15 protein-coding genes are annotated in these 18,807 nt (G+C 45.2%); 5 read left to right on the top strand and 10 right to left on the bottom strand.

Annotated elements, in window-relative coordinates:
* The first annotated feature begins 366 nt into the window (after window positions 1–366).
* Genes VME0621_RS12215 through VME0621_RS12205 form a run of 3 tightly spaced genes read left to right on the top strand, consistent with a single transcriptional unit; the run spans window position 367 to window position 2,728 of the window.
* Window positions 367–1,107, top strand: coding sequence for a 5-oxoprolinase subunit PxpA (locus tag VME0621_RS12215; RefSeq protein WP_082795579.1), 741 nt, complete (start codon window positions 367–369; stop codon window positions 1,105–1,107).
* Entirely contained in the window at window positions 1,104–1,802 is a 699-nt protein-coding gene (gene pxpB / locus VME0621_RS12210; protein WP_062463100.1) for a 5-oxoprolinase subunit PxpB, read from the top strand. Before VME0621_RS12215 ends, pxpB begins: the two co-directional genes overlap by 4 nt.
* Window positions 1,787–2,728, top strand: coding sequence for a 5-oxoprolinase subunit C family protein (locus VME0621_RS12205; protein ID WP_062463097.1), 942 nt, complete (start codon window positions 1,787–1,789; stop codon window positions 2,726–2,728). Before pxpB ends, VME0621_RS12205 begins: the two co-directional genes overlap by 16 nt.
* Here VME0621_RS12205 and VME0621_RS12200 read toward each other — a convergent pair.
* Entirely contained in the window at window positions 2,725–6,075 is a 3,351-nt protein-coding gene (locus tag VME0621_RS12200) for an AraC family transcriptional regulator (RefSeq protein ID WP_096441739.1), read from the bottom strand. The genes VME0621_RS12205 and VME0621_RS12200 overlap by 4 nt on opposite strands.
* A 300-nt stretch (window positions 6,076–6,375) precedes the next feature.
* On the bottom strand, window positions 6,376–7,263 hold the full coding sequence (znuA, locus tag VME0621_RS12195) for a zinc ABC transporter substrate-binding protein ZnuA (RefSeq protein WP_062463091.1): 888 nt from the start codon (window positions 7,261–7,263) through the stop codon (window positions 6,376–6,378).
* 81 nt (window positions 7,264–7,344) lie between these two features.
* Between znuA and znuC the strand changes: the two genes are divergently transcribed.
* Together znuC and znuB are read left to right on the top strand one after the other, a co-directional pair.
* On the top strand, window positions 7,345–8,127 hold the full coding sequence (gene znuC, locus VME0621_RS12190) for a zinc ABC transporter ATP-binding protein ZnuC (protein WP_062463088.1): 783 nt from the start codon (window positions 7,345–7,347) through the stop codon (window positions 8,125–8,127).
* Complete coding sequence (gene znuB, locus VME0621_RS12185) at window positions 8,124–8,909, top strand: zinc ABC transporter permease subunit ZnuB (protein ID WP_062463085.1); 786 nt, start codon at window positions 8,124–8,126, stop codon at window positions 8,907–8,909. Before znuC ends, znuB begins: the two co-directional genes overlap by 4 nt.
* A 78-nt stretch (window positions 8,910–8,987) precedes the next feature.
* Here the strand turns inward: znuB and sucD are convergent, their stop codons facing one another.
* The 8 genes from sucD to sdhC form a co-directional block, all read right to left on the bottom strand.
* Window positions 8,988–9,860 (bottom strand): succinate--CoA ligase subunit alpha, encoded by an 873-nt coding sequence (gene sucD / locus VME0621_RS12180; protein WP_006074269.1) that lies wholly within the window; start codon window positions 9,858–9,860, stop codon window positions 8,988–8,990.
* Complete coding sequence (gene sucC, locus VME0621_RS12175) at window positions 9,860–11,026, bottom strand: ADP-forming succinate--CoA ligase subunit beta (protein WP_038225388.1); 1,167 nt, start codon at window positions 11,024–11,026, stop codon at window positions 9,860–9,862. The genes sucD and sucC overlap by 1 nt, the downstream gene beginning before the upstream one ends.
* A 182-nt stretch (window positions 11,027–11,208) precedes the next feature.
* Entirely contained in the window at window positions 11,209–12,414 is a 1,206-nt protein-coding gene (gene odhB, locus VME0621_RS12170; protein WP_006074267.1) for a 2-oxoglutarate dehydrogenase complex dihydrolipoyllysine-residue succinyltransferase, read from the bottom strand.
* Window positions 12,415–12,442: 28 nt separating this feature from the next.
* Window positions 12,443–15,253, bottom strand: a complete 2,811-nt coding sequence (gene sucA / locus VME0621_RS12165; protein WP_038225390.1) for a 2-oxoglutarate dehydrogenase E1 component — start codon at window positions 15,251–15,253, stop codon at window positions 12,443–12,445.
* 102 nt (window positions 15,254–15,355) lie between these two features.
* Window positions 15,356–16,066 carry a succinate dehydrogenase iron-sulfur subunit gene (locus VME0621_RS12160; RefSeq protein WP_006074265.1) on the bottom strand — a complete coding sequence of 237 codons (711 nt, stop codon included), beginning with the start codon at window positions 16,064–16,066 and terminating at the stop codon, window positions 15,356–15,358.
* Between the two features lie 15 nt (window positions 16,067–16,081).
* Window positions 16,082–17,848, bottom strand: coding sequence for a succinate dehydrogenase flavoprotein subunit (gene sdhA / locus VME0621_RS12155; protein ID WP_038225391.1), 1,767 nt, complete (start codon window positions 17,846–17,848; stop codon window positions 16,082–16,084).
* Window positions 17,849–18,196, bottom strand: a complete 348-nt coding sequence (sdhD, locus tag VME0621_RS12150) for a succinate dehydrogenase, hydrophobic membrane anchor protein (RefSeq protein ID WP_006074263.1) — start codon at window positions 18,194–18,196, stop codon at window positions 17,849–17,851. It lies immediately after the preceding gene.
* Complete coding sequence (gene sdhC, locus VME0621_RS12145; protein ID WP_038222929.1) at window positions 18,190–18,582, bottom strand: succinate dehydrogenase cytochrome b556 subunit; 393 nt, start codon at window positions 18,580–18,582, stop codon at window positions 18,190–18,192. The genes sdhD and sdhC overlap by 7 nt, the downstream gene beginning before the upstream one ends.
* Window positions 18,583–18,807: the final 225 nt, after the last annotated feature.

Genomic DNA, 18,807 nt, shown 5'->3' with positions numbered 1-18,807 from the left:
AAAAGATAAATAAAAATAAAATCAATAAATATCAACACCTTACACTAAAAATAAAACAATGGCGTAATACTCATAATAAGTTGCCGTTTTTTTTATAAGGAAAATAAGTGGAACTGCTTATAGTAAATCCCAACAGAGCAAACCTGCTCCTGTTAATCGAAATTCCAGAGGTGATGTGGGTAACCGCATCACTCCGGCAGCAAGCGAAGGTGTCATTGGCACCCGCGGTATGGTCCCCCGGCTATGCCGCGAATTTTTTTTCTTACTCGTCTCTCAAACTTCCTTCTCACGTCTACTTTTCTGATTTGTAAACAATTAACCTATTCCCCATACTCAGTAATAGATGGTCAAATGGAATTGGACACTATGTTTAAACTTAACGGTGATGTTGGTGAAAGTTTCGGCCCTTGGCAAATGGGACAAGATGCCTCCTTAATCCCACTGCTTGATATGGCTAACATTGCCTGTGGCTTTCATGCCTCTGATCCTGACAACATGATTAAGACTATCGAACTCTGTGTCACACATCAGGTTACAATTGGTGCCCATCCTGGGTATGCCGATAAAGAGGGATTTGGGCGGCGCTCAATACCAATGACACAAAACGCTCTCATTCACTCTGTGATTTATCAGATTGGCGCTCTTAAAGCACTAACGGAATACCAAGGCAGTCAGGTAAGTTATTTTAAGCCACACGGCGCGTTATATAACGATATGATGCAGTCCGATGATATTTTGAAGTGTATGTTGACGGTGTCAGCCTCTTTAAATTTACCTCTTATGCTACTGGCAACAAATCATGCCATGACCCACTCCGAAATGGCGAGTCAATGTGGTGCATCATTAATATTCGAAGCGTTTGTTGATAGACGCTACCAAACCTCTGGTTTATTGGCGCCGCGAAATCTAGAAGGCGCCGTGCTTCACTCTGAAACCGATATTCTTGGGCAAGCCTCATCCTTAGTCTCACAACATTCTGTACAAACCATTGACAATAAAACGTTGAAGTTAGATGCCGAGACACTCTGTGTGCATGGAGACAATGAGGCGTCAATTCGAGTCGCCAAAGCAATCCGCTCACTTATTGACGCTCAGGCCTTATCATGAATACCAACTTACGCATTACTGCGGTATCTGAGTCAGCACTTATGGTGTACTTTGGCGATGAAATTGAACTCTCTTTACCAAATGCGATTGGTCAGTTCTGTGACCGAATAGAGCAACACTTTGGGGAAGGTATACTAAACCTCACCCCTTCCTACACCAGCTTATTGGTGGAATATCATCCTTTGAGAGTGGATGAGCAGCAGCTTCGACAGTTCATCACAGACATTAAGGTAATCGAAACCAGTCTGTCCACAGCGTCATCAATTACGGTTTTACCCGCCTATTACGCACCTGAGGTAGGGCCAGAATTAGACAGCATGTCACGTGACTTATCTATTGCAATTGAGCGTATTATTGAAATACACAGCCAGACACTTTATACCGTTTGCGCTATAGGCTTCGCTCCAGGGTTTGCTTTTCTAGCTCAGGTGTCAGAAACCATCCAAGTTCCCAGACTAGTTACACCGCGACACTTTGTTCCAAAAGGAAGTATCGGTATCGCTAATAATCAAACGGCGGTTTATCCTCAAGATACGCCTGGCGGATGGCAAATCATCGGTAATTGTCCTATTGAACTTTATAACCCTCAGCAGCCACAAGACAGCAAGTTGAAGGTTGGAAATAACGTTCGATTCGAAGCAATAGACAAGCAAGAGTTCATAAGTCTTGGAGGCAAGATATGCCCAAATTGGTAGTGCTCAATCAAGGACATCATGCAACTATTCAAGATCTTGGACGCCACCATTGCGCGCAATTTGGGTTAAGTCCGGGTGGAGTCAGTGATCTACACGCCCATTGCTGGGGCCAAAAACTGTTAGGTAACCCGTCTACCAACGCCAGCATCGAAATACTGCTTGGGCGGATAAAGCTGCGTGCAGTCGGCGATATCGACGCTGTTCTTACCGGAGCTGATTGTCGCGCAATTAACGCTACTCGCGGTATTGCCTTGCCTCAGTGGCAAGCCTTTCGCTTGCATGATGGCGAAGAACTACACCTATCCACGCCCAGACAAGGACTAAGAACGTATTTCTCGGTCAAAGGAAATTTCCAAATTCCTTCTTTTCTGCATAGCGTCGCAACGGTTGAAAGAAACCAAATAGGAGGACTAGGAGAAGGAAAACCACTCGCTATGGGAGATATATTGACCATTACGGATAAAGCTCATACCAACCCCATCAAGATGCCAAATTCGGCAATTCCACGTTATGCGTCCAGTTATCGACTCAGGCTCATCCCCACTTTTCAATACCATCAATTATCATCGCAGGTGACCAATGAAATACTGACATCGCAATATCGAATTTCAGCCAATAGCAATCGCATGGGTATCAGACTCGAAAACGAAAACGGATCAACCAGTACGGCTTTACCTGCTGTTGGTTCGATGATCTCAGAAGGTATTGTTTGCGGAGCTGTGCAACTCCCGCCAGACGGGATGCCAATTATACTACTGCAAGATAGACAAACGTTAGGTGGCTACAAAAAACTTGGCACCGTCGCTTTTAGAGACTTGGCGACACTTGCACAGTTAAGACCTGGCGACCACATTGAGTTCCACCTGACTAACCTTGAAGTCGAACGTCACAAACAACGCGCTTTTTATCAGTACTTTGAACTCTAATCGCTTGTTTCTTCTACATCCATGGCAGCAAACTTCGAGGGCGGTAAGCCGAAATAGAGTTTGAAGCGTTGCGAGAAATATGACGGATCGTTGAAACCACAAGCAAACGCCACGTCAGCCACTTTTTCTCCTTGTAATAACATCTCACACGCTTTTTCCATTCTCACATCCGTTAGATAGTCGGTAAATGTCGCACCAAAAAGTGATTTAAAACGACGCTGAAAACTGCGCTCGGAGATAAACAAAGATTTAGACGCCGTAGCGGTACTAAAATCAGGATCATTGAAGTGTACTGACACCAACTGAGTCACCTGGCGTTTCCAACTTTCATACTTGTCGGTTTTCACTTCAACTGATGAGGTTTCCGTCTCTGGATTCAGTATAGAGCGAGCCTTCACCTCTGCCGGTCCTGTCGTTGACTGCTCACCTGACAGAGTCCAGCGCATAGTAATTCGATTTCGACCGTTTCGCTCTACAGGTTTCAACTCGCCACCAGAGTGATGTATATGGAAAGGAAGACTACTTGGACTAAAATCCAACTGATTAACGGCCATCGTATCCAACTGAGTTGCATTACTTTCGCTAAAGTTAGGGAGTGGTAAACCACTATCTTCAAAGCAAACGCTCAGCTTCGCTTGGTCATCATCCAGAGTAATACGTATGACTTGCCCACGAACCAAACGTCTCATTGCGTTAGCAAGTATCGAGTTAAATATGATGTCTAAGTCACAACTATCTACCAACACAATATCGCGACTAGCGTGATTAACCAGCTCAACATTGATGCCATAGCTGTCTAACTCTTTCTGCCACGCCGCCAGCGTGAAGTTTAGAATTCGCATCACCGAGCATAACATGGGCTTTTGATTGCTATCCTCAAACACAGCACGCACACTTTTTAGGCTTTCACTCGCCTCACTGCTTTTGTGGGAGTAACTGGAATTTTCTAGTTTAAACTGTTTAGAGTGACTGATCGCCTGCTCAGTGAGTTCTCGAAGCACTTGGTGACGTATATTAAATGCCTTTCTAAGTTGCTGATTATTCCCCACCAGAACTCGACTTTGATGTTGCAATTGTTCCGTCTTCAACGCGACTTGTGTTTTTAGCACGGTATTCATTGCTTGTATTCGACGTGAACGCCAGTAGATAAACATCGCCGTTGCACAAACAAAACTTATACCAAGAAGGGTATAAAACCACCCGGTCATATACCAAGGTGTGAGTACATAGAACTCGAACACTTTGGTCCTCGGACTATCTTGCTCGCCTGATATTGCAATTTCGATATGCTGCTTGCCCGGCTTTGGCTTATCAATGTTTAACTGCTGTCCCTGCAATTGCTGCCAATTAGAATCACCGATTCGATAGACCAAGTTATTCCCTTGCGCAAAAGGCCATAAACCTAACTGCAAAGCAATTGAATCACCAAACTCCACTTTAGGTGTTAATCCTGCTACACCACCAAGGTGAATGGGTTGGTTATTGATCGATACCTTCGACACTAGTACTTCCGGCAAAGGCAGCTGTGCATCAAGTAGTGCTTTCGAACTGAACTCGACAATACCGTAGCGTGAACCTACTATCACTTCATCACTTTTTTGACTGTAACTACAACTGCCATTGATAAACTCATTATTGATTAGCCCATAAGGCGCACTAAAATGTTTCGTGATATCTCCTGAGGTGGAATAGGCAGAAATCCCCGCTGATGTCACGAGCCAAACACGCTCATCCGCTTGCGTAATACATACTGGACGAATGTTGTCGTGAAATAGAGGAAGGGTCCTAAAGGCTCGACTAGGTAGTGATAACGAAAAGGCTCCATAGCCACTCGCCACCCAAATCTGCTCATCAGAGGAGGATATTTCGATAACGCTGCCAAAGGGCTCACTCTGCTTAATAAAGTGACTTTTGCCATTTTCAATCAGATACAGTCCGTGGTCTGTCCCAACAGCGGTGAGTTCTGGATTAACAACTTCGATTTCAGTGATCTTTGCAGGTAAGTGCTTGCTCACCACCCACTCATCACCAAAGTCTGTGACTTTTTTAGTCACTGTGTTTACGCTCATCAACCTTAGTCCATCACTCAACCACAGGCTATTACCTGACCCTATCGCCAAGTGATCAACGTGTGTTGGGATGCTATCAATATCTTGTCGAATAGCCGTGACACGATATTTGGCGAGATCGAGTTGCAACAGTCCTCTATCAGTCGCTAACCATAATTGTTTGTCTTGTTGGGTCAGAGATGAAACACGTCCCCAAAATACCAGTGTTGAAATTCCCTTGCGATCTATAGAATAGAGCGCAGATGGCGTAATAACCCAGTAGCCTCCCAATGGGTTTGCTACGACTTCCAATTTCGCCTCTACGCGCTGTAGCTCATCCTCTAGCGACACCGTAAAACGACGAAATAGATCACCATATTCCGAGAAATAGCGCATTCCATTATCGGTGGCGATCCACATCCCATCCATTTTGTCTGATACTAGCGAATATATCTTTTCACCAGATAAGCTGAACTTGTCATTAATGTTGTGTTCTACACGTTCGGCGCGATAGGTTGCTTTATCAATTAGGAACAAACCATGCTCCGTTCCAACCCAGAAGTATTGAGTAGATTCTTGGAGTGTCAGTACATGGGCGCGATTCAGTAAATAGTAGTGTGACTCTTGGTTTACCAAGGAAAACTGCTCCACGCCTGTACTATACCCTATCAAAAGCTGGCGTGTTGAGGACGAATAGAATAATTCGGTAACCATGCCTCTATGGCTAGCCTTGAGTTGAATCAAGGCTTGGTCTTGCCACTTAAACACACCTACATTTGTCCCTAAAAACCAAGTCCCATCAACTTTCAAAACGGCACGTATATCAATATTTGAACCGCTGTAGAACCGTTCAAAGATAGCTAGGTCGATTTGAGAAAAGTTCTGTGAATTTATATCCTGAACGTAAAGGTGTTTTTGATCGGCAAACCAAACTCGTGGTCCACTATGACCAATACGTTTTATGCTACCAGTGATTTCTACTTGATAGGCAACTTGCTCTTTACCTAGCGGGTAACGAGTCAATAGCTGATTACCTCTGGCATACCAAAACCGGCCATCTGCAAATGTAACGGTACGACTATTGAAAGACGCACCACTGAGCTCAACAAAACGAGAACCATCGAAAAATCGAACTTTATCATGCACATCAATAGACCATAACCCGCCCTCTTCTCCAGGGAAAAGCTGTTTCGCAGCAAGAAACTTTCCTTCGGTTTGCAGAGTGAGTGGGTAGAATATTGGCGGTAATTCGACGGCAAACGTAGTGATGGAATAAACCGCCAGCGCAGCTAAGCTCAATAGTTTTGCTATAAAGAAAAACAAGTAAGATGAAAAACCCCTGCTTCCACCGCTTTTATAAGATAGCGGTAAGACATTCGTAGACGAGTAATGAAAGCAATGGGTCAAAATAAACCTAGTTAATTTGCGTCGATAATTATCGATAATTTAATAGATTTACTTAGTCAGGGAAAGTAATTGTGTGACTTCACTCATATAAATGATTGTTGGATCACGCTAAAGGTGATGGTCGTCATCAGGAAAATTCAGAAAACGACCAACACCTCAAGTATCAAGTAGGATTAATCTGGCACAGGTCAATTATTGAGTCATGCAATCAACGATATTGGTCGAGATTGACTCAAGAAAAGTGAAATAGCTCCCATCTGCTACTTTAATATCGGTCCCCAGTGGGTCTAGAGTTCCGATGGAAGTACTGGTGCCCCTAGTAACTGATTGAATCACGGCAGGTGTATATTGTGGTTCAGCAAAAACGCACTTCACATTTTGCTCGCGAAGCGTGGTTTTAATCGAGATCAGTGTTTTTGCTCCAGGCTTGCGTTCTGGGCTCACCGTAAAGTGACCTAGATTGTTCAAGTCGAAGTAACTTTCGAAATAGCCATAAGCATCGTGGAAAACATAATACCCTTCCGACTGAATTGGTTTGAGCTGCTGCTGTATCTTCTGTTCCGTCTCATCTAAGTTAGCCTCAAATGCTTTGAGCTTTGCCAAATAACCCGCTTCGTTTTTAGGATCGAGCTCTATCAATTTCGCAGTAATGGCTTTTGCGACCTGTCGCGACTGTGCAGGTCCTAACCATACGTGAGGGTCGTAGCTACCGTGGTTGTGTCCTTCATGACCGTGATCATGACCATCTTCATCGCCATATTCTCTCAACGCTAAGCCAGGAACAGTTTGAATTTCCAGCACGTTATTTTTCCCCTCAAGAGACTTCTCAAGAAAACTCTCTAGGTCGCTACCAAACCAAATGACCAGTTCACTACTTTGTAGTTTTTTCACATCAGAGGGCTTTAGGGCATAATCATGAGGTGAGGCGCTTGCGCTTAACAACGAAGAAGCCGTTTGGTCATCCAGAATCAGTTCATGGGAAATCATCTCGAACGGTTTTATACTATTAAGTACTTCAAATGCTTGCGATTTAAATGGAAGCAGTGTAGTAAGTGCCAAGATCGGAATGTAACGGTACATGTGCCCTCTAATTGTCTACTAGCGTGTGATGATTCGAAATGTTACATTATAACAATAAGCAATTGCAAATGAGTTCTATTCATGACTGAACTGATAAAGCTGAGCGGTGTAACCGTTGAGTTCGGTAAACGTAAGGTTTTGGACGATATAAACCTCACAATAAATAAAGGCCAAATTTTAACGCTTATTGGCCCAAACGGTGCCGGTAAGTCCACACTAGTCAAAGTGTTACTTGGCTTGCAAACTCGCTTTCAGGGAAACATAACCCGTGCCAAAAAGCTTAGAATTGGTTACGTCCCTCAGAAACTTAAATTAAATGACACCCTTCCACTTAACGTGGAACGCTTTCTTGCACTTGCCGGAAAATACAGCTCGCAAGAAAGACAAGATGCTCTCAAACTTGTTGGTGCAGAGCACTTAATGAAAAGCAATATGCATCAATTGTCCGGCGGTGAGAATCAACGTGTCTTACTAGCTCGCGCTCTATTACAAAGACCTGACTTGCTCGTTTTAGATGAGCCAGCGCAAGGCGTCGATGTACAAGGTCAGATTGACCTGTATGAACTCATAGATACATTACGTCACCGTTTTGGCTGCGCGGTTTTTATGGTCTCTCATGACTTGCATCTCGTTATGGCAAAGTCCGACGACGTTATCTGTTTGCATCACCATATTTGCTGCCAAGGCAGCCCGCAAACCATTACGCAACACCCATCGTATATCGCTCTGTTTGGTAGTGCGACTAAAGAGACACTGGCTTTTTATCAACATCAGCACACCCACCATCATCATGATTTGTCCGGTGAACCTGTGAAGGGTGACGCTTCGCAATGTGCTCACCACGACCACGGACATACATCATGATTGAGTTCTTACTACCTTCTATTATCGCAGGTATAGGTATTGCTTTAATTGCCGGACCTCTTGGTTCATTTGTCGTATGGCGTCGTATGGCCTATTTTGGCGATACACTTGCCCATGCTTCACTCATGGGGCTCGCATTGGGTTTCCTACTGGATATCAATCTCTATTTAGCCCTGATTGTCTGCTGCATGGCTTTAGCTATTATCTTAGTGACCTTGCAGAAACAACGACTGGTTGCCACAGATACACTGCTCGGTATTCTCGCGCACAGTGCATTGTCGTTAGGTTTAGTTGCCGTCAGCTTCTTGGATAACATCCGAGTAGACTTGATGAGTTATTTGTTTGGTGATTTGCTTGCGGTATCGCCAACTGACTTAGTGTATATCTATGCTGGTGTGGCGGTCATAGGCGCCTTGCTGTTCGTCTTTTGGCGACCACTGCTCTCTACCACAGTAAATGAAGATCTGGCCGCAGTTGAAGGCGTCAATGTAGACCTAATGCGTCTTATCATTATGTTGATGGTAGGTTTAGTTATCGCAATAGGTATGAAGTTCGTTGGCGCGTTAATCATGACGTCACTATTGATCATACCCGCTGCGACAGCGAGAAAATTTACCGTTACACCAGAGCAGATGGCAATCACCGCCTCATTTATTGGCATCATCTCAGTATTTTGTGGTCTGAGTTTATCTTGGTTTTATGACACGCCGGCAGGCCCATCGGTGGTCATCAGTGCCGCGAGTTTTTTCTTGTTGGCGCAGTTGGTTCCATCGAGAGCCTAATCTGTCGATTACAATATAAGCTCTTGCACAAAAAAGCCCCTGCCTTTTTCAAGGCAGGGGCTTTTTTTATACGTAGAATTACCAACCAGTAATTTCACGCAGACCTTTACCGATATCGGCTAGGCTCTTAACCGTTTTAACGCCTGCAGCTTCTAATGCTGCAAACTTGTCTTCAGCGGTACCTTTACCACCAGAGATAATCGCACCAGCATGGCCCATACGTTTACCTGGAGGAGCTGTAACACCTGCAATGTAAGACACTACTGGCTTCGTGACGTTATCTTTGATAAACGCCGCCGCTTCTTCTTCTGCCGTACCACCAATTTCACCGATCATTACGATCGCTTCAGTCTCTGGATCTTGTTCAAACAGCTTAAGAATGTCGATAAAGTTAGAACCAGGGATTGGGTCACCACCGATACCGACACAGGTAGACTGACCAAAGCCTTCATCAGTCGTCTGTTTTACCGCTTCATACGTCAGTGTTCCTGAACGAGAAACGATACCCACTTTGCCTTTCTTGTGGATGTGACCAGGCATGATACCAATTTTGCACTCATCAGGAGTGATAACACCTGGGCAGTTTGGACCAATCATTACCACACCAGCTTCATCGAGACGTACTTTTACATCAAGAAGGTCAAGTGTCGGAATGCCTTCTGTAATAGTCACGATAAGCTTAATACCCGCATCGATAGCTTCAAGGATCGCGTCTTTACAGAATGGTGCAGGAACGTAGATCACAGATGCCGTTGCACCCGTTTCTTCAACAGCTTCACGCACAGTGTTAAATACAGGCAGACCTAAGTGAGTTTGACCACCTTTACCAGGAGATACACCACCAACCATCTGTGTGCCGTATTCAATCGCTTGCTCTGAGTGGAACGTACCTTGACCACCAGTGAAACCTTGGCAGATAACTTTTGTATCTTTATTAATTAGTACAGACATTATTTGCCCTCCGCTGCAGCAACTACTTTTTCCGCTGCTTCTGTTAGCGAGTTTGCAGCAATGATATTAAGACCACTTTCTGCCAGTTTCTTCGAACCTAGAGGCGCATTGTTACCTTCAAGTCGAACAACAACAGGGACTTCAACACCTACTTCTTCAACCGCACCGATGATACCGTCTGCAATTAGATCACAACGTACAATACCGCCGAAGATATTTACCAATACAGCTTTTACATTGCTGTCAGATAGGATGATTTTGAATGCTTCTGTAACACGCTCTTTTGTCGCGCCGCCACCAACATCTAGGAAGTTTGCAGGTTGACCGCCATGAAGGTTTACGATGTCCATAGTACCCATCGCTAGGCCTGCACCGTTAACCATACAACCAATGCTTCCATCAAGAGCAACGTAGTTTAGCTCCCACTGTGCGGCATGTGCTTCGCGCTCGTCTTCTTGTGAAGGATCGTGCATTTCACGAAGCTTAGGTTGGCGGTAAAGCGCGTTTGAATCGATATTGATCTTACCGTCTAGGCACAGTAGGTTGCCTTCGCCAGTAATAACAAGAGGGTTGATTTCCAGCAGAGCAAGATCGTACTGTGCAAACATGTTGCCAAGACCCATAAAGATCTTCACAAATTGTTTGATTTGGTCGCCTTCAAGGCCCAGCTTAAATGCAAGCTCGCGGCCTTGGTAAGCTTGAGGGCCAACCAATGGATCAATCGCTGCTTTATGAATCAGCTCAGGTGTCTCTTCTGCTACCTTCTCAATTTCCACACCACCTTCTGTTGATGCCATGAAAACGATACGACGAGAAGCGCGATCAACGACTGCACCAAGGTACAGCTCGTTAGCAATATTTGATGCTTCTTCTACTAGGATTTTTGTAACTGGCTGACCATTGGCGTCTGTTTGGTAAGTCACTAGGTTTTTGCCTAGCCACTTTTGAGCAAACTCTTTAACACCGTCTTTGGTATCGTGAAGTTCAACGCCGCCCGCTTTACCGCGGCCACCAGCGTGAACCTGACATTTGACTACTTTCTTTTCAGTACTGATACGACCAGCGGCTTCGAACGCTTCTTGTGGGGTGTCACATGCGTAGCCTTCTGGTACAGGCAATCCGAATTCTGCAAACAGCTGTTTGGCTTGATATTCATGCAAATTCATTGTGCGATTCCATTTGTTATATCCCTGAGGGATTTTTTATTTCCATAAAACCGGTATCGGTTATACGTCTGTAGGAGTACTCGTTAGAGTCGCCTTAAGGGCTTACTAAGGAGCTAGACGTGAGCAAGTCTAGCTCCTTTTATTTTAGACGTCCATACGTCCAAAATAAAAACAACGCTTAATTACACATCAAGTAGCAAGCGTGCTGGATCTTCCAGTAGTTCCTTGATGGTTACCAAGAAGCCTACGGATTCACGACCATCGATTAAACGGTGATCATAAGACAGAGCTAGGTACATCATCGGCAAAATTTCTACTTTGCCGTCCACCGCCATTGGGCGATCTTGGATTTTGTGCATACCCAAAATAGCAGCCTGAGGAGGGTTGATGATCGGCGTAGACATAAGAGAACCAAAGACACCGCCGTTTGTGATAGTAAAGTTACCACCTGTCAACTCTTCAACAGTTAGCTTACCGTCACGACCTTTAATCGCTAGCTCTTTGATACCTTTCTCGATGTCAGCAAAACCTAAAGTGTCGCAATCTTTAAGTACCGGCGTAACCAAGCCACGAGGAGTGGAGACGGCCATGCTGATGTCAAAGTAGTTGTGATACACAATATCATCGCCATCAATCGACGCGTTTACTTCAGGGTAACGCTTCAATGCTTCCGTTACTGCCTTCACATAGAAAGACATGAAACCTAAACGTGTACCATGACGCTCTTCGAATTGGTCTTTGTACTGCTTACGAAGGTCCATGATAGGTTTCATGTTCACTTCGTTAAATGTTGTCAGCATCGCCGTACTGTTCTTAGCTTCTAGCAAACGCTCAGCAACACGCTTACGTAGGCGCGTCATCGGAACACGCTTCTGGCTACGAGCAAGCACAGGAGCCACAGCTACTTCAGCTTCCGCTTTAGGTGCCGCTTTGGCCGCCGCTAGGTGCGCTTCAATATCTTCACGTGTGATACGACCGCCAACACCAGTGCCTGTCACATCATTTGCCGTCAAATCATTCTCGGCCAATAAGCGACGAACCGCTGGGCTCAATGCATCATTAGACTCTTCTGTTAGTGACGCTTTATGGCGCTTATCTGGAGAAGCTTCTGTAGAGTCAGTCGTGTCGCTAGTTGGTTCACCCGCGACAGCGCCTGGCTTAAGCTTAGCGATTAGTTGTTTAGAAAGTACCGTTGCACCTTCTTCTTCAATAATTTCCTCTAGAACACCCGCATCAGGAGCCGGTACTTCTAGAACTACTTTATCGGTTTCGATATCAACGATAACTTCATCACGCGCTACCGCTTCGCCTGGTTTTTTATGCCAAGTTGCGACTGTCGCGTCTGCAACTGATTCAGGTAAGTCTGGAACCAGAATTTCAATTGTCATATCTGTGTCTTCCTTTTACTTCTAGTTCTTAATCTAGAGTCAACGCGTCTGAAATTAACGCTTTCTGTTGTTTTAAGTGTACTGACATATAACCTACTGCCGGAGATGCTGATGCTGGTCGGCCAGCATAGCTCAGCTCTGCTCCTACAGGGATTGCCGCACGGAAGTTATGTTGGCTCGAATACCAAGCGCCTTGGTTTTGAGGCTCTTCTTGACACCACACAAAGTCTTTCGCATTGGTATAAGCAGCAATCTTCGCTCTTACATCATCCATTGGGAATGGATACAACTGCTCAATACGAACGATAGCAACGTCATCTTGGTCGTTGTTACGACGCTGCTCAAGTAAGTCAAAGTAAACCTTACCTGAACAGAAAACGACACGTTTCACGTTCTCTGGAGCAATATCGTCAATTTCCCCGATCGCAGGTTCAAACGTACCTTGTGCAAGCTCTTCAATAGTTGAAGTACACAGTGGATGTCTTAGTAGCGATTTTGGCGACATAACGATAAGCGGTCTACGCATCGGGCGAACCACTTGACGACGAATCATGTGATACACCTGGGCTGGCGTAGATGGGATTACCACTTGCATGTTTTGTTCAGCACAAAGCTGTAAGTAGCGCTCCAGTCTTGCCGAAGAGTGTTCTGGACCTTGGCCTTCATAACCGTGTGGCAATAGCATAGTCAGGCCACACAAACGCCCCCACTTTTGTTCACCAGAAGATATGAACTGATCGATGACAACTTGTGCACCGTTAGCGAAATCACCAAACTGCGCCTCCCAAATAGTTAGACCGCTTGGTTCCGCAGTAGCATAACCGTATTCAAACGCCAGTACCGCTTCTTCAGACAGTACGGAGTCAAAGACTTGGAAAGGTCCCTGTTTGTCGTGCAGATTAGCTAGAGGAATATAGGTACTTGCATCATCTTGATTATGCAGAACCGAATGTCTGTGGAAGAAGGTTCCTCGACCTGAGTCTTGACCAGAAATACGAATACGTTTTCCATCATCCAGAAGAGTGGCGTACGCCAGTGTTTCAGCCATACCCCAATCGATCATTTTCTCACCGCTCATCATAGCAGCGCGATCGTTGTAGAGCTTATTGACTCGGCTTTGCAGTTTATGGCTATCTGGATACTGTCCAAGACGTTGGCCAAGCTCAACAAGACGCTCTGTCTTCACTTCACTTGCCCATTTTTCGTCCCACTCTCGGTCCATATATGGAGACCAGTCTACTGAATGCAGAGCCATTGGACGCCATTCTTTACATACCACTTCGCCTCTATCCAATGCATCACGATATTCATTGATCATTTGAGTCGCAGTTTCAATATCACTCTCTTCACGCTCGATTAGTACATCGGCATACAACTTACGTGGAGTTGGGTGTTTCTTGATTTTTTGGTACATCAATGGCTGAGTAGCATTTGGTTCATCTGCTTCGTTATGGCCGTGGCGACGATAGCAAACTAAGTCAATGACCACATCTTTAGCAAACTCATTTCTGAAGTCCAATGCGATTTGAGTAACAAATGCAACGGCTTCAGGATCATCAGCATTAACATGGAATATCGGTGCCTGTACCATCTTAGAGATGTCCGTACAGTACATCGTAGAACGCATGTCATGTGGGTTTGAAGTAGTAAAGCCGACTTGGTTATTCACAACAATGCGAACCGTACCACCAACTCGGAAGCCTCGTGCTTGAGACATGTTGAACGTTTCAGCAACTACACCTTGACCTGCGATTGCAGAGTCACCGTGGATGGTAATCGGCAGTACCGAACGACCATCTTTGTCGCCTAAGCGATCTTGACGAGCACGCACAGAACCAATAACTACTGGGTTAACGATCTCAAGGTGAGATGGGTTAAATGCTAGAGCTAAATGCACATCTCCACCAGGCGTTGCAAAGTCAGCAGAGAAACCTTGGTGGTACTTAACATCACCAGTACCCCATGTTTCGTCATGCTTACCCGCAAACTCATCAAACAAATCTTGTGGTTTCTTACCCAAGACGTTGACCAGCATGTTCAAACGACCACGGTGCGCCATACCAATCACAACTTCACGCATCCCCTTGCTACCAGCATGGCGGATAAGTTCTTTAGTCATTGGAATAAGGGCGTCGCCACCTTCTAGAGAGAAACGCTTTGCACCTGGGAATTTGGCACCTAAATAGCGCTCAAGCCCTTCCGCAGCAGTCAGTTCTTCAAGGAAAGTGTGTTTATGTTCAATATCAAAGGAGGGTTGACCGACTACTGATTCTAAACGCTGCTGGATCCAACGTTTTTGTGCGGTGTTGGTCATGTGCATGTATTCTGCACCAACGGAGCCACAATAGGTTTTTTGCAGCGCCTTATGAAGATCACGTAGTGTCATGCTTTCTTGCCCAATAGCAAAAGAGCCAACATTAAATGTCTCATCTAAATCGTCTTCAGTAAGAGAGTGGAAAGCAGGTTCCAGCTCTTCAACAATCGGACGTTTCCATAAACCCAGCGGGTCTAGGTTAGCAGCTTGGTGACCGCGGAAGCGGTAAGCGTTGATTAGCTGCAGTACTTTTACTTGTTTAGCATCGACCTCGGGGTCACTTACTTGAACACTTGAATGCTTTGTTTCTTGAGCGAGTCGTCGGAAGTAATCACGGACACGTGAATGCGGTTGTTCAACCACATCGTCAGGTTGCACAGGCAACCCTTCAAAAACACGTCTCCACTCCTCACTTACCTGATCGGGATCACTTAGATACAGTTCGTAGAGGTCTTCTACGTACGTTGCATTGGCGCCTGCCAAGTGTGAAGACTCGAGCCATGCCTTCATCACACCATTGTGCATATTTTCCCTTAACCAGTAGTAGTTTTCACGTATGCTTCGGTCTACGCCGAGCTATTAGAAGCCGGCTCTTCCAAAAGGTCGAGCCGGCAATTTTATTATTTGTTACACCGAACGATTCACAAGCATTGACTTGATGTGGCCAATTGCTTTTGTCGGGTTTAGTCCTTTAGGACATACACTGACACAGTTCATGATGCCATGACAACGGAAAACGCTAAATGCATCGTCAAGATTTGATAAGCGTTCATCTGTTGCTGTATCGCGGCTGTCAATCAACCAACGGTACGCGGCAAGTAGACCTGCTGGTCCGATGAATTTATCTGGATTCCACCAGAATGACGGGCAAGATGTCGTACAACATGCACACATAATGCACTCATACAATCCATCCAAATGCGCTCGCTCTTCTGGCATTTGCAGATTTTCACGCGAAGGTGGCAAATTGCCATCCGAAATAAGAAACGGCTTAACTTTCGCGTAGTTATCATAAAACTGAGTCATGTCGACAATCAAGTCACGAACTACAGGTAATCCAGGAAGTGGTCGAATTACGATCTCGTTCCCTTCCAGAGCTGACAGTGGCGTGATACAAGCCAGGCCATTTTTGCCATTCATATTTAGGCCATCAGAGCCACAAACACCTTCACGACAAGAACGACGGAATGATAGCGTCGGGTCTTGCTCTTTCAGAAGAATCAGAGCATCTAACACCATCATGTCAGAGCCTTCATCGACTTCAAGTGTGTATGCCTTCATGTAAGGCTTATTGTCTACATCCGGATTGTAACGGTATAGAGAGAAATTAAGTTTCATAGTCTGGTCCTCCCTCTAGTACGTACGTGCTTTCGGTGGGAAAGCTTCACGATGAACTGGTGTCATGTTGACATCACGTTTCGTCATCTGTTCAGTTTCCGGGTTGTAGATAGAGTGACATAGCCATTGCTCGTCATCACGGTCTGGATAGTCAAAACGAGCGTGTGCTCCGCGGCTTTCTGTACGATAGTTCGCCGCAACCGCTGTAGAGAATGCCGTTTCCATCAAGTTATCAAGCTCTAAACACTCAACGCGTTGGGTATTAAATTCTGAAGACTTATCTGCAAGGTGTGCGTTTTGTAGGCGCTCACGAATCACTTTTAGCTCTTCTAGACCTGTTGCCATTGCATCACCTTCACGGAATACCGAGAAGCTGTTTTGCATACAAGTTTGTAGATCTTTACGAATTTGAACAGGATCTTCACCTGAAGTGCTGTTTTCCCAGCGCATAGTACGTGCCAGTGACTCTTCAATGTCTGATTCCGTCGCTGGACGAGCTTCTGTTTGCGCGGCCAGAGTTTCACCAAGATGAAGACCAGTAGCACGACCAAATACCACGAGGTCAAGCAATGAGTTACCACCTAGACGGTTAGCGCCATGAACCGATACAGAAGCAATTTCACCACAAGCAAATAGGCCTTGTACTTCAAGGTCGTTTCCAGAAGCATCTTGTTTAATAGCTTGACCAGAAACTTGCGTTGGTACACCACCCATCATGTAGTGACACGTTGGAATAACAGGGATTGGCTCTTTAACTGGATCAACGTGTGCAAACGTTCGAGAAAGTTCACAAATACCTGGAAGGCGCGACTCAAGTACGTCTTTGCCTAGGTGATCCAATTTCAGTTTAATATGTGGACCCCATGGACCATCGCAGCCGCGACCTTCACGAATTTCAATCATCATTGAACGAGCAACTACATCACGACCAGCAAGGTCTTTTGCATTTGGTGCATAACGTTCCATGAAGCGTTCGCCATCTTTATTAAGAAGATAGCCACCTTCACCACGACAACCTTCTGTTACTAGTACACCAGCGCCAGCGATACCAGTTGGGTGGAACTGCCACATTTCCATGTCTTGCATAGGAACGCCTGCACGTAACGCCATACCGACACCATCACCAGTGTTGATGTGAGCATTGGTAGTAGAAGCGTAGATTCGACCTGCACCGCCTGTCGCTAGAATGGTTGCTTTGGACTTGAAGTAACAAATCTCACCAGTTTCCATGCATAACGCAGTACAACCAAGAATCGCACCGTCTTGGTTTTTCACTAGGTCAAGTGCATACCACTCTGAGAAAATTGTGGTCTTGTGCTTAATGTTTTGCTGATAAAGCGTATGAAGCAAAGCATGACCAGTACGGTCAGCTGCAGCTGCAGTACGTGCTGCCTGCTCGCCACCAAACTCTTTAGACTGACCACCAAATGGACGTTGGTAGATCGAGCCATCTTCAAAACGAGAAAACGGTAGACCCATTTTTTCTAGTTCGATAACAGACTTAGGACCATTCTTACACATATACTCGATAGCGTTTTGGTCACCAATGTAGTCAGAACCTTTAACAGTGTCATACATATGCCACTGCCAGTTGTCTTTATGAGAGTTTCCTAGCGCTACTGTGATACCACCCTGAGCGGATACTGTATGTGAACGAGTAGGAAATACTTTGGATAGCAATGCACATGATAGGCCTTGCTCTGAAATTTGTAGTGCGGCACGCATGCCCGCACCACCAGCGCCGATTACTACGGCATCGAACTCACGAACTGGAATAGACACTTACGCACCCCACAGAATAAAGAAACCAGAGAAGAAATAACCAAGAAGCACTGCGATGAAAGTCAGTTGCAGTGCACCACGAAGCTTGGCACATTTGATGTAGTCTGTAAGAACTTGCCATAGACCAATCCACGCATGAATAAGCACTGAAGCTAGCGCCAACATAGTGAAGACTTTAGTGAAAGTACCACCAAAGAAATTGGTCCACGATACGTAGGAAATGTCTCCTGCAAACGCGCAGAAGCTCACGAGATAAATCGTATAAAGCGTCATAATGATAGCGGTAGCACGAATCAATAAGAAATCGTGTACGCCATTACGACCAAATGTTGAGACGTTGTTTACCATACCAATACTCCAGCCAGCAGTGACAGAACACCTGTCACGATGAAGGCAACCTTAGCGCTTTTGGTGCCCGACTCGAGCTCCTCAAAATAGCCTAGGTCCATAATCAAATGACGCACACCACCAACAATGTGGTACGCCAATGCCGTCAAAATTCCCCAAAGGATAAATTTCACGAAGAAACCATCGACGATGTCAGCAGCTTCTGCGAAACCAATCGGAGAAGAGAGTGATTTGGATAGTAACCAAAGAAGTATACCGATCGACACAAACGTAATCACACCCGACACACGGTGCAGGATGGAAGCGATTGCTGTGATCGGAAAGCGAATTGTCTGCAAATCTAAATTAACAGGTCTGGACTTTCTTTCTTTCACGGGCTTGCTCACTCAGCTCCATTGAGCCATTTATTGTTATGAATAAATTTTGGTCCGTAAGCCTCAAAAGTTAACATAAAGTTAACAATAAATTCGTGTTACAAGAGAGATAATTGTAACAATAATGTTAACAGACTAAGATCCAAATCGACCTCACCTCGGTTTGTACCCTAGAATTTATAAGGATTTGACCAACAATTTCACCGCAACTATACGGTTGGCAACATTCTAATACAA

It is taken from the genome of Vibrio mediterranei (assembly GCF_900088415.1).
In the GTDB taxonomy this organism is placed as follows: domain Bacteria; phylum Pseudomonadota; class Gammaproteobacteria; order Enterobacterales; family Vibrionaceae; genus Vibrio; species Vibrio mediterranei.
The sequence above is the reverse complement of the archived record's forward strand: the minus strand, read 5'-3'. Positions and strand labels throughout refer to the sequence as shown.

Bases quoted from the DNA above. Each gene is read 5' to 3' on its own strand.
- VME0621_RS12215 (WP_082795579.1), top strand. From the start codon at position 367: ATGTTTAAACTTAACGGTGATGTTGGTGAAAGTTTCGGCCCTTGGCAA.
- pxpB (WP_062463100.1), top strand. From the start codon at position 1,104: ATGAATACCAACTTACGCATTACTGCGGTATCTGAGTCAGCACTTATG.
- VME0621_RS12205 (WP_062463097.1), top strand. From the start codon at position 1,787: ATGCCCAAATTGGTAGTGCTCAATCAAGGACATCATGCAACTATTCAA.
- znuA (WP_062463091.1), bottom strand. From the start codon at position 7,263: ATGTACCGTTACATTCCGATCTTGGCACTTACTACACTGCTTCCATTT.
- znuC (WP_062463088.1), top strand. From the start codon at position 7,345: ATGACTGAACTGATAAAGCTGAGCGGTGTAACCGTTGAGTTCGGTAAA.
- znuB (WP_062463085.1), top strand. From the start codon at position 8,124: ATGATTGAGTTCTTACTACCTTCTATTATCGCAGGTATAGGTATTGCT.
- sucD (WP_006074269.1), bottom strand. From the start codon at position 9,860: ATGTCTGTACTAATTAATAAAGATACAAAAGTTATCTGCCAAGGTTTC.
- sucC (WP_038225388.1), bottom strand. From the start codon at position 11,026: ATGAATTTGCATGAATATCAAGCCAAACAGCTGTTTGCAGAATTCGGA.
- odhB (WP_006074267.1), bottom strand. From the start codon at position 12,414: ATGACAATTGAAATTCTGGTTCCAGACTTACCTGAATCAGTTGCAGAC.
- sucA (WP_038225390.1), bottom strand. From the start codon at position 15,253: ATGCACAATGGTGTGATGAAGGCATGGCTCGAGTCTTCACACTTGGCA.
- VME0621_RS12160 (WP_006074265.1), bottom strand. From the start codon at position 16,066: ATGAAACTTAATTTCTCTCTATACCGTTACAATCCGGATGTAGACAAT.
- sdhD (WP_006074263.1), bottom strand. From the start codon at position 18,196: ATGGTAAACAACGTCTCAACATTTGGTCGTAATGGCGTACACGATTTC.